This window comes from Bacillus timonensis (genome assembly GCF_000285535.1).
GTDB lineage: Bacteria > Bacillota > Bacilli > Bacillales > Bacillaceae_L > Ferdinandcohnia > Ferdinandcohnia timonensis.
On sequence record NZ_HE610985.1, the window covers coordinates 691,317 to 705,386 of the forward strand.

At 36.8% G+C, this 14,070-nt stretch carries 15 protein-coding genes and 1 pseudogene; all 16 read right to left on the reverse strand.

Features of this window, described 5'->3' with window-relative positions; translation table 11 throughout:
• Positions 1-11 precede the first annotated feature (11 nt).
• Positions 12-1,409 carry an HslU--HslV peptidase ATPase subunit gene (gene hslU / locus BTHG_RS03735; protein WP_010282463.1) on the reverse strand — a complete coding sequence of 466 codons (1,398 nt, stop codon included), beginning with the start codon at positions 1,407-1,409 and terminating at the stop codon, positions 12-14.
• Positions 1,410-1,422: 13 nt separating this feature from the next.
• Complete coding sequence (gene hslV, locus BTHG_RS03740; protein WP_010282465.1) at positions 1,423-1,965, reverse strand: ATP-dependent protease subunit HslV; 543 nt, start codon at positions 1,963-1,965, stop codon at positions 1,423-1,425.
• A 17-nt stretch (positions 1,966-1,982) separates the two neighbouring features.
• Positions 1,983-2,885 carry a tyrosine recombinase XerC gene (xerC, locus tag BTHG_RS03745; RefSeq protein ID WP_010282467.1) on the reverse strand — a complete coding sequence of 301 codons (903 nt, stop codon included), beginning with the start codon at positions 2,883-2,885 and terminating at the stop codon, positions 1,983-1,985.
• A gap of 167 nt (positions 2,886-3,052) precedes the next feature.
• Positions 3,053-5,128: a type I DNA topoisomerase gene (gene topA / locus BTHG_RS03750; protein ID WP_010282476.1), complete on the reverse strand. Its 2,076-nt coding sequence runs from the start codon at positions 5,126-5,128 to the stop codon at positions 3,053-3,055.
• A gap of 155 nt (positions 5,129-5,283) precedes the next feature.
• Complete coding sequence (dprA, locus tag BTHG_RS03755; RefSeq protein WP_010282477.1) at positions 5,284-6,165, reverse strand: DNA-processing protein DprA; 882 nt, start codon at positions 6,163-6,165, stop codon at positions 5,284-5,286.
• 67 nt (positions 6,166-6,232) lie between these two features.
• Complete coding sequence (gene sucD, locus BTHG_RS03760) at positions 6,233-7,135, reverse strand: succinate--CoA ligase subunit alpha (protein WP_010282478.1); 903 nt, start codon at positions 7,133-7,135, stop codon at positions 6,233-6,235.
• A 17-nt stretch (positions 7,136-7,152) separates the two neighbouring features.
• A pseudogene (sucC, locus tag BTHG_RS24205) lies at positions 7,153-8,314 on the reverse strand (ADP-forming succinate--CoA ligase subunit beta).
• Between the two features lie 295 nt (positions 8,315-8,609).
• Positions 8,610-8,900, reverse strand: a complete 291-nt coding sequence (locus BTHG_RS03770; protein ID WP_010282479.1) for an EscU/YscU/HrcU family type III secretion system export apparatus switch protein — start codon at positions 8,898-8,900, stop codon at positions 8,610-8,612.
• The gene (locus BTHG_RS03775; RefSeq protein WP_010282480.1) at positions 8,897-9,493 is read right to left on the reverse strand and encodes a hypothetical protein; all 597 of its coding nucleotides are present in this window, start codon (positions 9,491-9,493) and stop codon (positions 8,897-8,899) included. Before BTHG_RS03775 ends, BTHG_RS03770 begins: the two co-directional genes overlap by 4 nt.
• Positions 9,493-10,269, reverse strand: coding sequence for a ribonuclease HII (locus BTHG_RS03780; RefSeq protein ID WP_026021678.1), 777 nt, complete (start codon positions 10,267-10,269; stop codon positions 9,493-9,495). The genes BTHG_RS03775 and BTHG_RS03780 overlap by 1 nt, the downstream gene beginning before the upstream one ends.
• An 83-nt stretch (positions 10,270-10,352) precedes the next feature.
• Entirely contained in the window at positions 10,353-11,195 is an 843-nt protein-coding gene (ylqF, locus tag BTHG_RS03785; RefSeq protein ID WP_010282485.1) for a ribosome biogenesis GTPase YlqF, read from the reverse strand.
• Positions 11,196-11,244: 49 nt separating this feature from the next.
• Positions 11,245-11,778, reverse strand: a complete 534-nt coding sequence (lepB, locus tag BTHG_RS03790) for a signal peptidase I (RefSeq protein WP_010282487.1) — start codon at positions 11,776-11,778, stop codon at positions 11,245-11,247.
• A 146-nt stretch (positions 11,779-11,924) separates the two neighbouring features.
• Positions 11,925-12,269 (reverse strand): 50S ribosomal protein L19, encoded by a 345-nt coding sequence (rplS, locus tag BTHG_RS03795; protein WP_010282490.1) that lies wholly within the window; start codon positions 12,267-12,269, stop codon positions 11,925-11,927.
• Positions 12,270-12,402: 133 nt separating this feature from the next.
• Positions 12,403-13,140, reverse strand: coding sequence for a tRNA (guanosine(37)-N1)-methyltransferase TrmD (trmD, locus tag BTHG_RS03800; RefSeq protein WP_010282493.1), 738 nt, complete (start codon positions 13,138-13,140; stop codon positions 12,403-12,405).
• Position 13,141: 1 nt separating this feature from the next.
• Positions 13,142-13,654 carry a ribosome maturation factor RimM gene (gene rimM, locus BTHG_RS03805; RefSeq protein WP_010282495.1) on the reverse strand — a complete coding sequence of 171 codons (513 nt, stop codon included), beginning with the start codon at positions 13,652-13,654 and terminating at the stop codon, positions 13,142-13,144.
• An 11-nt stretch (positions 13,655-13,665) separates the two neighbouring features.
• A complete protein-coding gene (locus BTHG_RS03810) occupies positions 13,666-14,046 on the reverse strand; it encodes a YlqD family protein (RefSeq protein ID WP_026021679.1) in 381 nt (126 codons plus the stop codon).
• Between the last annotated feature and the right edge of the window lie 24 nt (positions 14,047-14,070).

The window sequence follows — 14,070 nt, forward strand, 5'->3', positions numbered from 1 at the left end:
TCCTGATAATCTTACAAAATAAACTGACTCAAATCTTTGTTCTTCACGATTGTACTCAATTTCTCATCGACATATTGAGGTGTAATCGTGATTTTTTCCATTGTTATATCTGGCGCTTCAAATGATAAGTCCTCTAATAGCCTCTCTAAAATCGTATGTAGGCGACGAGCACCAATATTATCCGTGTCCTGATTCACTTGGAAGGCAACTTCAGCTATCTTACGAATAGCATCGTCAGAAAATTCAAGTTGTATACCTTCCGTCTCTAATAATGCTGAATATTGTTTCAATAGGGCGTTATCGGGTTCGACTAAAATGCGATAAAAATCATCGACAGTTAGTTTAGTAAGTTCTACTCGAATCGGAAAACGACCTTGTAATTCAGGGATTAAGTCCGAAGGCTTTGACATATGGAATGCACCTGCCGCAATAAATAGCATGTGGTCAGTTTTCACAGAGCCATATTTCGTGACAACCGTTGATCCTTCGACAATCGGTAAAATATCACGCTGAACTCCTTCTCTCGAAACATCTGCTGAAGAAGAATTGTGACTCTTACCCGCCACTTTATCAATCTCGTCAATAAAAATAATTCCGGATTGCTCAGCACGGTTTATAGCTTCTTGTGTAACCTCATCCATATCAATTAACTTTGCCGCTTCTTCATTCGTCAAGACTTTTCGGGCTTCTTTAACCGTTAATTTACGCTTTTTGCGTTTTTTAGGCATAAGATTACTAAGCGCATCCTGCATATTCATCCCCATATGCTCCATACCAGAACCTTGAAGTAAATCAAACATGGATGCTTGCTGCTCTTCAACTTCAACTGTCACGTAATAATCTTCAAGTTCACCAAGTGCAAGCTTATGCGCCATACGCTTTCTTCTTTCACTCAAGCTTTCATCTTCACTTGATTTTTCCACTTCTTGCTCGTTATTATTTCCACCAAAAAGCATTTCTAGTGGATTTTTATAAGCAGTTTGCTTTTTAGAACTTGGGACCAACAATTCAACAATTCGCTTATTTGCATTCTCACCAGCACGCTCAGATACTTCAGCCATTTTCTCCTCTTTTACAAGGCGAACAGCGGTTTCAATTAAATCTCTAACCATCGATTCAACATCACGACCAACATATCCAACCTCAGTAAACTTTGTAGCCTCAACCTTGATAAAAGGTGCGCCCACTAGCTTAGCAAGTCGTCTAGCGATTTCAGTTTTACCAACACCTGTTGGTCCAATCATCAAAATATTCTTAGGTACAATCTCATCTCTGATTTTTTCATTAAGTAAACTGCGACGATAACGATTTCTCAACGCCACCGATACGGCCCTTTTTGCGTCTTTCTGACCAATAATATATTGATCTAATTTTTCTACTATCTGCCTTGGGGTTAAATTCGTTTTCAATGTAATCCCCTCCTTATAGTTCTTCAACTATAATATTTTCATTAGTATATACACAAATTTCACTAGCAATTTCTAATGAAGCTTTTGCAATTTCTTTTGCTGTTAAATGATCACCTGAATATTTCTTCAATGCGCGTCCAGCAGAAAGAGCGTAATTCCCACCAGAACCGATTGCTAAAATGCCATCATCAGGCTCAATGACTTCACCTGTACCGGATACAAGAAGCAAATCCTTCTCATCCATAACAATGAGCATTGCTTCTAATTTCCGGAGAACTTTATCACTTCTCCATTCTTTAGCAAGTTCAACTGCCGCTCTCTGCAAATTTCCATTAAATTCCTCTAATCGTCCCTCAAACATTTCAAAAAGGGTAAAGGCATCTGCAACAGAACCTGCAAATCCAGCAATTACCCTCCCCTGAAACAGCTTGCGTACTTTCCTTGCTGTATGTTTCATAACAACGGCGTTACCAAAAGTAACTTGGCCATCTCCCGCCATTGCAGATTTTCCTTTATGTTTTACAGCGAATATTGTCGTTGCATGAAAATTTGACATTTTCTCAAACAACCTCCTTATGCACGTGGATGTGAGGATAAATAGATATTACGTAAATGATCCTTCGTAACATGTGTATATACTTGAGTAGACGAAAGACTTTCGTGTCCAAGCAGTTCTTGTACAGACCTCATATCGGCGCCCTCGTTTAAAAGGTGTGTAGCAAATGTATGTCTTAATACGTGTGGACTAATATGAATGGTAGAGGAAGTCTTTTTTATCATATTATTTAAGATTAACCTGACTCCCCTTGTGGTTAGAGGCCCACCACGAAAATTAAGGAATAAATTGTTTGTATGTACTGATGCTTTTTCGAGTAATTCCTTGCGACCATTTGATATGTAGTTTGAAAGTGCTTGCTCGGCATAACTTCCAAAAGGTACATATCGTTGTTTATTGCCTTTACCGTGAACAAACACGGTTCCTAATGAGAAGTCTAAATCCTGAAGTGTAAGTTTACAGCATTCACTTACACGGATTCCAGTAGCATAAAGCAATTCTAATAACGCTTGGTCCCGCTGACCAATACTCGTTGAAATATCTGAAACTGCAAAAAGCTTTTCCAATTCCTCTTCATATAAAAAATGAGGAAGCTTTTGTTCTCTTTTCGGCATTGAAACCAATTTGAATGGATTTTGAGAAATATACTTTTCCCGTAGAAGGAAATTAAAAAAACTACGCAAAGTTGAGATTTTTTTAGCAACAGTACGTCTAGCATATTGTTTCTTATAAAGCTCAGTAAGATACAATCGTACATCTGAATATGTTACATTTGATAAATTTGTGATAGACTCACGTTTCAGAAATTCGAAGAAATGTTCAATTGATTGCTCATAATGCACAATAGTATATTCTGCATAATTTTTCTCGATTTGTAAATATTCTTTGAATAACTGTAACGAATTGTTCACATTTTCCATTTTTTTCACCTCACAAGGGCTACTAAATATTATCACAATTTAGTAGCCCTTGCAAATAAAAACTCTGATTTTTTTACAAAATTCTGAATTGCGCAAGAAATAGCGTTTGTATCTTTTCTAAAAACGTAGAAAGTGGTGAGCCATATGTGAAGCTCACCACCACAACGTTATTTTTGAGGTTCTTCATTGTAATCACACTCAACACATTGTACTTGAATACCTTTTTTAAGCTTTTTCTCAACTAACAAACTCTCACATTTCGGACACTTTCTAGGAAGTGGTTTATCCCAAGAAAGAAAATCGCATTCTGGGTATTGATCACATCCATAAAAGATTCTCTTCTTTTTACTTTTTCTTTCAACAATGTTACCTTTTCCACATTTCGGACAAGGAACCCCGATTTCTTTAACAATCGGTTTCGTATTCCGACAATCCGGGAAATTCGAACATGCCATGAATTTCCCATATCGTCCCATTTTATATACCATTGGATGACCACAATTTTCACAATCCACACCTGCTGGTTCATCCTTTATTTCAACTTCCTTCATTTCCGCTTCGGCTATTTCCAATCTTTTCTCGAAGTCTTTATAGAATTCATCTATGATATTAATCCATTCTGTTTTTCCATCTTCGACTTCGTCAAGATCATTCTCCATTTTAGCAGTAAACTCCACATCTAAAATTTTCGGGAAGAACTCGAGCATCAATTCATCTACAATTTGGCCTAATTCTGTTGGAACAAATCGCTTGTTATCTAATGCCACATAGCCTCTTTTTTGAATTGTATCAAGGGTAGGTGCATATGTCGATGGTCTACCTATTCCACGTTCCTCTAATGTTTTAACGAGTCTTGCTTCCGTATACCTAGGAGGTGGTTGAGTAAAATGTTGCTTTGGATCAATATCCTTTGAGAAAACTTTATCTCCCTCTACTAATGCAGGAAGCATATTTTCCTTTTCTTCAACATTATCATCGTTCCCCTCAACATAAACCTTCATAAAACCAGGGAATTTAACTTTTGATCCTGTTGCTCTAAATACTACATCACCATGGCTAAGGTCTACACTCATTGTGTCCAAAATTGCAGATGCCATTTGACTTGCAACAAAACGCTCCCAAATAAGTTTATATAAACGTAACTGGTCTCTGCCTAAGTATTGCTTCACACTACTCGGTTCTCTAAAGACTGAAGTCGGGCGAATCCCTTCGTGTGCATCTTGTGTATTCGCACCTTTTTTCTCTTTTCTTTTCGTATCATTTAAAAATTGCTTTCCAAATGTTTGTTGAATATATTGAGAGCTTTCCTCAACGGCTGTCTCTGAAATCCGAGTTGAATCAGTACGCATATATGTGATTAGACCTACTGTACCTTCTTTACCTAGGTCAATTCCTTCATATAATTGTTGTGCCAACATCATTGTCTTCTTGGCACGGAAATTCAATTTACGAGCCGCCTCTTGCTGTAAAGAAGACGTAATAAATGGTGGTGCTGGATTTCTTTTTCGTTCTTTTTTTGTTACAGAATCAATAGTAAACGAGTTGCCATCTATTGCCGATAGAACTTTTTTTACTTCTGCTTCATTTGTTAAATCAACTTTTTTTCCATTTAGACCGTAAAACTGACCTTCAAATTGGTCATTGCCTTTTATAAAATCAGCCTTTATTGACCAATACTCTTCTGGCTCAAAATCTTGAATCTCTTTTTCGCGTTCAATAATAAGTCTTACAGCTACGGACTGTACTCTACCAGCACTTAGCCCTTTTTTTACCTTTTTCCAGAGCAATGGGCTAATATTATAGCCTACTAATCTGTCAAGAACACGTCTTGCCTGTTGTGCATCCACTAAATCCTGATTTATCGGACGTGGATGTTTAAAAGATTCTTTAATAGCATCCTTAGTAATTTCGTTAAAAACAACCCGACAGTCTGAATGAATATCCAAATCTAATGAGTGTGCGAGATGCCAAGCAATTGCTTCCCCTTCACGATCGGGGTCAGCTGCAAGATATACTTTTTTTGCTTTTTTAGCTGCTGATTTTAATTCTTTTAATACCGGGCCTTTCCCTCGAATTGTGATATATTTCAATTCGAAATGATTCTTTGGGTCAACCCCCATTTGACTTCTTGGCAAGTCACGCACATGGCCCATAGAAGCCTTTACTTTATATTTTTTACCTAAATATCTTTCAATTGTTTTCGCCTTTGCAGGTGACTCAACAATGACTAAATAGTCCGACATGTATCGCTTCCTCCTTAGAGGTTAAAATAATTTCCGGTTAATATGATGGGTTGATACCCCTTCAGAATAAATTTAAATCCTCCATATTATTAAATATTCTTGTACAGTTTGTCAAACTGTTATGTTTTATTTTTATACATTTTTTATCTATACTGTTAAGAATTTGTAGGAATTTCTGATAAAATATCGTCACAAGAAAGAACTAATTTCGCTCCTGATTGAATTAATTTATTTGTTCCTACGCAAGAAGGTTCCAAGATGGACCCAGGTAACGCAAAAACCTCTCTTCCTTGATTCACAGCTTGGTCAGCCGTTATTAAAGAACCGCTTCTTTCCTTTGCTTCTACAACTAAAGTTCCTTGTGTTAAACCACTAATAATACGATTTCGCATGGGGAACTGCCATTTTTCAGGTTTTGTTGATGGGGGATATTCAGATATAAGTATATGATTTTGAGTGATAGTAGTTGCCAACTCAATGTTTTCTCGAGGATATATGTGATGAAGGCCGCCAGCTATGACTGCAATTGTTTTGCCATTATGATGAATTGCCAATTGGTGTGCCATTGTATCAATTCCACGTGCTAAACCACTAACCATTACCCAATCTTTTTTTATCAAAGGCACCAAGACCTTTGTCATACTTTCAACGCTTGTTCTTATCGGTGTACGAGAACCTACAACACCCAATAATTTCCTACTATTTAATAATGCCTGGTCTCCTGCTGTATACAAAACCCAAGGTGGGTCATAAATTTGCTTCAAAAGAAAAGGATATTCTTGATCGAAGATGGTAATTATGCCCACATTATTATATCTATATTGTTTTAGCATACTTTGGATTGATAAAGAATGCAAATCTTTTAAAAAAATATTTAGTTGATTTTTGGGTAATGGTAGGATTTTATCATATACAGAAGAGGGGATAGTATAAATCGAAGAAAGTGTGGGATCATGTTGTAGAATTCGAAAAATAGATTTCCAACCTATTCCACGACAATGGTGAAGATGTATTAACTTTTCACGAAATTTATCCATATGTTCTCCTTTTTTCCATGAGAAAGAGACAGTTCCTTTAAACAGAACTGCCCCATTCTTTTATTTGTTAATGAGTTTTACATTTTTCGTATAAACCTTTTTCTTTTAGAACGGAAATTAAAGTTTCACCCATAACAGATGGTGTTTCAGCAACCTTAATTCCACATTCATTCATTGTTTTGATTTTTTCAGCAGCAGTACCTTTACCACCAGAAATAATCGCACCTGCATGGCCCATACGTTTACCTGGAGGTGCTGTTTGTCCACCGATGAATCCAACAACAGGTTTGGTCATATTAGCTTTAACCCACTCTGCAGCTTCTTCTTCAGCTGTTCCACCGATTTCACCAATCATAATAACAGCATATGTGTCTTCATCTTCATTAAATGCTTTTAATACGTCGATGAAGTTAGTTCCATTAACGGGGTCTCCACCAATTCCAACAGCTGTTGTTTGACCAATTCCAGCTTGTGTTAATTGATGAACAGCCTCGTATGTTAATGTACCAGAGCGTGATACAACTCCTACATGGCCTTTTTTATGGATATAACCAGGCATAATTCCAATTTTACATTCGTCAGCTGTAATTACACCAGGGCAGTTAGGACCGATTAAACGAGTCTTCTTACCTTCCATGTAGCGTTTCACTTTAACCATGTCTAATACCGGAATATGCTCTGTAATACAGATTGCTAAATCTAGTTCTGCATCAACTGCTTCCATAATGGCATCAGCAGCAAATGGAGCAGGTACATAAATAACAGAAGCTGTTGCACCTGTTTGCTCCACTGCTTCTTTAACAGTATTAAATACAGGAACACCTTCTACTTCAGTTCCACCTTTACCTGGTGAAGTACCACCAACGATTTTAGTACCATATTCAAGCATTTGTTTTGTATGGAAAAGCGCAGTCGCACCTGTTATCCCTTGAACAATTACTTTTGTATCCTTATTAACAAAAACACTCATGTTTGTCCCCTGCCTTTCTATCCTACTAGTGATACGATTTTTTGTGCACCGTCTGCCATTGATTCAGCAGCAGTAATGTTTAGACCAGATTCTTGTAAAATCTTTTTACCTAAATCAACGTTTGTTCCTTCAAGACGTACTACTAGAGGAATTTCCAAGCCTACTTCTTTTGTTGCAGCTACTACACCTTCTGCAATCACATCACATTTCATAATTCCACCGAAGATATTTACAAAAATGCCCTTCACGTTTTCATCAGAAAGAATGATTTTGAATGCCTCGGTTACTTTCTCAGCAGTAGCACCGCCCCCAACATCAAGGAAGTTTGCGGGATCGCCACCGTAATGTTTAATGATATCCATTGTAGACATAGCAAGACCAGCACCATTAACCATACATCCAATGTTTCCATCTAATGAAATATAGCTTAAATCATATTTAGATGCTTCAATTTCCTTTACATCTTCCTCGTCTAGGTCACGGTATTCTAATACATCCTTTTGACGGAATAATGCGTTAGAATCAAAGTTTAGTTTTGCATCAAGTGCCATTACTTTACCATCGCCTGTTACAACTAATGGATTAATTTCTGCAATTGAGCAATCTTTTTCCACAAATGCAGTGTATAACGCTGTCATAAATTTAACAGCTTGATTCACTAATTCTTTCGGAATATTAATATTGAATGCAATACGTCGAGCTTGGAATGGAAGTAATCCAACTACAGGATCGATTTCTTCTTTGAAAATCTTTTCAGGTGTTTTTTCAGCAACCTCTTCGATCTCTGTTCCACCTTCTTCAGATGCCATTAAAACAACACGAGAAGTTGCGCGATCAAGTACAAGACCAACGTAGTACTCTTTTTTAATATCGCAGCCTTCTTCAATTAGAAGACGTTTCACTTCTTTCCCTTCTGGACCTGTTTGGTGTGTAACTAAAGTTTTACCTAGAATTTCATTTGCATATGTACGAACTTCATCCAGGTTTTTCGCTACTTTAACACCACCAGCTTTACCTCGTCCCCCCTGCGTGAATTTGCGCTTTAACAACACAAACTTGGGTTCCAAGTTCTTTAGCAGCTTCAACAGCTTCATCAACCGTGAATGCAACCTTTCCATTTGGAACAGCTACCCCATATTTTCTGAGGATCTCTTTTCCTTGATACTCATGGATATTCATTTCCCATCCTCCATTCTTATGTAAAAAAGCAAAGAATATTTTGTCAGTCCAAATGTTATTATACATTCTCTTTCATTAACTTTCTATTGACAATTAGAACTTTTCCGAAAAATCCTATTTGCATAGAAAATTACATCATTTTCTGAGTGAGCTATTTTGCTCAATCTTAATGACGCTTACTAGATTTAATTAGACTGCGCTTTCATTTTATAACTGAATAGACGGCTTGTCTACCATTTCGCATGAATTTGTTCTTTTTTATACTAAAAAACGACAAATTTACTATTCCAGGAAACTATTTTTTTGATTCACCAATACTTTTATCCATTTTATATACAAAAGCAAAAATTTCCGCAATCACCTGATACAATTCTTCGGGAATGCTTTCGTTTAGCTTAAGCTCTCCCAATAATTCTACTAAAGCTGTATCCTCTTGTATCGGAATGTTATTTTCAATAGCCTTCACAATAATATTTTGAGCAACTTTCCCCTTTCCTTTAGCAACTACCCTTGGCTCAGTATCGATTGTTTCGTTGTATGACAGAGCAACAGCCTTCATCTCTTTATTCTGTGGCGCTTTTTTCATATTTTAAAATCCACTCTTTCGTGAAATCTAGTCAAATCAGCTTGCCCTACCTTACTATCTTTAGTTGTTGATTTCCCTATTTTAATAGACGAGAGCTTATACCCTAGTGATTCAAAACTCTCTTGCAGTGTTGTTCTCAGATCATTTACTAAAGACTCAATCCCTTCCGCCTGATTAAAGATGACGATTGATAAAATACGATTTTGAACCTTTACATCTATGACTACCTCACTTAAATTCTCGAGTTCTAGTGAAAAAAGCAACCGGCAAAAATCTGGATTGATTTTCCCGCTTTTTTTCCTTCCAGACATTTGAATTGAAAATTTCTTAAAGTCTTGGTTTTGAAAGATGATTAGGTGCTGAATATATTGACTTGAATCATTTAATGTTAGTTCAACTTTATCCGTTTGATGTATCTGGCTATGTTGGGAGGCATTTTCGATTATATCATTATTCATAATAGGTATTATGTTTGATAAGCTGGTGGAAGGATGTTGTGATTTTTGTTCATTTTGATTTGTATTTGGAAGAGAGTGGAGCTTTTGTAAAGCTCCACTCTTAAATAGTGCTTGTATTATATTGATTGGTATCATCACTTTACCTCTATTAACTCTCGGATTGGAGCAAATGAACGTCTGTGTTCACTTGTTACACCATATTTTTTTAGTGCATCTAAATGATATGCCGTACCATATCCCATATGTTTTTCAAACCCGTATTGTGGATAGTCATGTCCTAAGCGAACCATCAAGCGGTCTCTAGTCACTTTTGCAATAATAGAACTTGCTGCTATAGATATACTTTTTGCATCCCCTTTAATTATGGATGTTTGAGGGATGTTAATTGGTATTTTCATTGCGTCGACTAAAAGATGATCAGGCTTTTCAGATAGACCAAGAAGTGCCTGCTTCATTGCTTGTTTTGTTGCTTGATAAATATTAACATCATCGATAACCTTTGCGGGTATGATTCCAATCCCTATGGAAGTAGCACATTCTGTAATTTGTTCAAATAATTCTTCTCTTTTGTTTTCAGAAAGTTTCTTTGAGTCATTTATACCAGGTAAATAGGCATCTTGAGGTAAAATAACCGCAGCAGCTACTACTGGTCCCGCCAAAGGGCCACGACCGACTTCATCAACGCCAGCAATACGCTTAAATCCCTTATGATAGAGATGCGTTTCGTATTGAGTCATTTCTTTAAATTGTTGCTCCAAAGCTTTTTCCTCAGCCTTTTTCCTTTTCCAACGTTGGACGAGAACCTGAACACCTTTTCGAGTATCTTTTTCGCATTCTATTATAAATTCATCTTGTTCATCATGTATCATGGCAAGCTTCGTTTCTATATCTCTAATTGTTAATGACAACATTTTTTCACCTTCGTTTTTTCATGCTTATGTATGTAATATCGTCAATTGTACAAAAAAATTAAGGCTCGCTTTGACGCGAACCTTTACGGTTTTTCAAAAGTAAGCCTACCTAATTTTTCAGTTCTGATTTCTCGTATAATTAATTCTGCAGTCTTATCGTAGTCTGTTAATCCGCCTGACATCATTGTTCCTCGACGTTTTGCAATTTCATCAAATAAAATTACAATATCATCCGGAATTTGATCCAAATCAAAACGTTCTTTTAAATTATCCGGATAGTTTTCCTCAAGAAATCGTAGGGCATATACCGCAATATCTTGTAAATTTAAGATAGTATCTTTTATTGCACCTGTTGTTGCTAGCTTTAGACCGACTTCTTGGTCTTCAAATTTTGGCCATAAAATACCCGGTGTATCGAGAAGTTCCAATTCCTTGCCAACCTTAATCCAGCTCTGAGCTTTTGTAATACCCGGGCGATCACCAGTTTGTGCAATGTTTTTCTTAGCTAAGCGATTAATAAGGGTTGATTTGCCGACATTCGGTATCCCGACAATAAGCGCTCTAATCGCACGTGGCCGAATCCCTTTTGCAGCCATTTTATCAAATTTATCTGTTAAGATTACTTTTGCTTCGTTCACGATTTGCTTCATTCCCTCACCAGCTTGTGAGTTAATAGCTAAGGCATGTACACCACTTTCCTTATAGTAAGAAATCCATTCTTTTGTTACTTTTGGATCAGCCTTATCTGCTTTGTTTAAAAGGAGAAGCCTTGGTTTGTTTTTTATGATTTCATCGATCATGGGATTTCGTGATGATGCAGGGATTCTGGCATCAACAAGTTCGAAAACGATATCGATGAGCGAAAGCTTTTCTGTAACTTGTCTTCTTGCTTTTGCCATATGGCCTGGAAACCATTGTATTGTCAAATTTCTTCACCAACTTACATGGTAATTTTTACATACATTTTGTTTTTGTTTATTTTACAATGCCAAAGTCGGATAGTGGCCAATAGATTAAGCTAGTTTCTCCTAGCACTTCGCTAATAGGGATTGGACCGATGTGGCGTGAATCTTTGCTGTAGCGTCGATTGTCACCCATAACAAACAGGTGCCCTTCTGGAACTTCTTCTAATATAAATGGATCTGTTAGTGGACCATCAATTAAGTTTTTCTTATATTCATCAAGATATGGTTCATCATATGGTTTCCCATTAACATAGAGAATATCATCCTTGTATTCAATTCGATCACCAGGTAACCCTATTATTCGCTTGATGTAATCTTTTTCAACTGTTGCATGAAAGACAACAATGTCAAAGCGTTCCGGTTTTCCGACCTTATAACCAATTTTATTGACAATCATACGGTCCTGATGATGTAATGTTGGCATCATAGATAGCCCGTCTACTACTATCGGTGCAAAGAAAAAATAACGTATAACAGCTGCCAAAATAACAGCTATTGCTAACGCTTTGATCCATTCCCAAAGTTCATTTTTTTGTTTGGCCATCATTGCTCCTCCATCTACTCTTTTCTCTTCTACAACCAAATAGATTATATCTAATAAACATAGTATGTATTATTCTTCTATTATAAATATTACGCGAGCAAATGTAAAAGGAGCTTGTTATTTTTATACAAGCTCCTTTCGTATTATTATCGGATTTCTTTAATACGTGCTTTTTTACCACGAAGTTCACGTAAGTAGTATAATTTCGCACGGCGTACTTTACCACGACGAACTACTTCAAGCTTCGCAATTTTAGGTGTATGCACTGGGAATGTACGTTCAACACCAACTCCGTAAGATACCTTACGAACAGTGAAAGTTTCGCTAATTCCTCCACCACGACGCTTAATCACAACACCTTCGTATACCTGAATACGCTCACGAGTACCCTCGATAACTTTCACGTGTACACGTACAGTATCTCCAGGACGGAACACAGGAAGGTCAGTTCTTAATTGTTCTTTTGTGATTTCTTCAATAATGTTTTGCATCGTTTCTTCAACTCCTTCCAACAGATGCTCTTACCAATATCGATTCATTGCAGCGGAACATCTTAATAAGACACGGACAGATTGCCCAAGTCACAAAGAGTATATTACCATAATCCAGCTATAGTTGCAATAGCTACTCTTCATCTAATGTAAATTCTTTTACCCATTTTTCTTGTTTAGGAGATAGCTGGTAATTTTCGAGTAAATCTGGCCTTCTTTTATAGGTTCGACGAAGTGATTCTTTTTCCCGCCATTCTTCAATATTCATATGGTTACCAGATAATAAGACGTCAGGTACGGTCATTCCTCTAAAATTAGCAGGTCTAGTATAGTGGGGATGCTCCAACAATCCCGTACTATGGGAGTCAAGTACAGGTGAATCCTCATTACCTAAAACGCCTGGCAATAGTCGTACGACACTATCAGAAATCACCATTGCGGCTAATTCGCCACCAGTTAAAACAAAATCACCGATTGAAATTTCTTCAGTACTCAAGTGTTCACGTATTCTTTCATCATAGCCTTCATAATGGCCGCAGATAAAAATGAGATGTTCTTCCTTTGCCAATGCTTCTGCTTTTTTTTGGGTAAATCTTTCGCCCTGAGGGCAAAGAAGAATTACCTTCGGCTTGGATTCCGTTTGTTTCGATAAATCTTCGACTGCATCAAAGATCGGCTGTGGCATTAATACCATCCCTGCACCGCCACCATATGGATAATCATCAACTTTTTGATGCTTGTTATCGGCGTATTCACGGAAATTAACAACCCTGAATGAAACTTTATCTTTTTCCTGTGCCTTTTTTAAAATGGATTCCCCTAGTACACCGTTAAACATGTTTGGAAAAAGGGTTAAAATATCAATTTTCATGTTAAATTAATCCTTCCATAAGGTGAATGGTAATAGTTTTTTCTTCTACATTAATTCCCTTCACAATATCATCAATAAATGGAATTAATATTTCTTTACCACTTGTTCCCTTAACAACCCATACATCATTTGCACCGGGAGTTAAAATTTCTCTAATTGTTCCTAGTTCTTCGCCTTCCTCAGTTATAACGGTGCAGCCGATGATTTCGTGAAAGTAATACTCTCCCTCATCTAATTCCCCAAGCTGACTTTCATGAACTTTGACAAGTGCGCCTTTCAAAGGTTCCACATCATTGACATTGTCATACCCCTCAAAGGTAACTAAATCAAAATTTTTATGAGTTCGATGTGATTGAACAGTTACTTCTATTGGCTCATTATCAGATACAAAGATATGTAGTGTATTTCCGATTTTGTAACGCTCTTCAGGGAAATCCGTTCTTGAGATAATTCGAACCTCGCCCTTGATTCCATGTGTATTTACAATTTTTCCGACGTTATACCACTTGTCCATTTATTTCACCTCTAACGAATTTCTTTAATTATTCCTTCTTTAATTACAATTGTTCGTGCAGATGTTGCGTCATCCCAGTTGTCGCCTACTTTTATGTCAATTATCGATTGAACTTCTTTCTCTTTTATTTCACTACCTATTGGTAGCATATGTATTTGTTCGCTTTGGAACTCGAGTTGTTTTATTTTTTCATGCCTGGATTCTATTTCATTTGCAAAATATCGTTTAATTTTTGCAGGATCGAATTTTTTTAGTTTTTCCATCTTTTTTAATTCAAATTTAAGCTGTTCACATTCTTTTAATAATTGATCAATATTGGTTTGTAATGAATCGATGAGTTTTTTCTTGCTGGTTTCCGTTAAGACTTGTTTTACTTCAACTGTTTGGACTATCTTCTCGCGAACACAACCCTTACG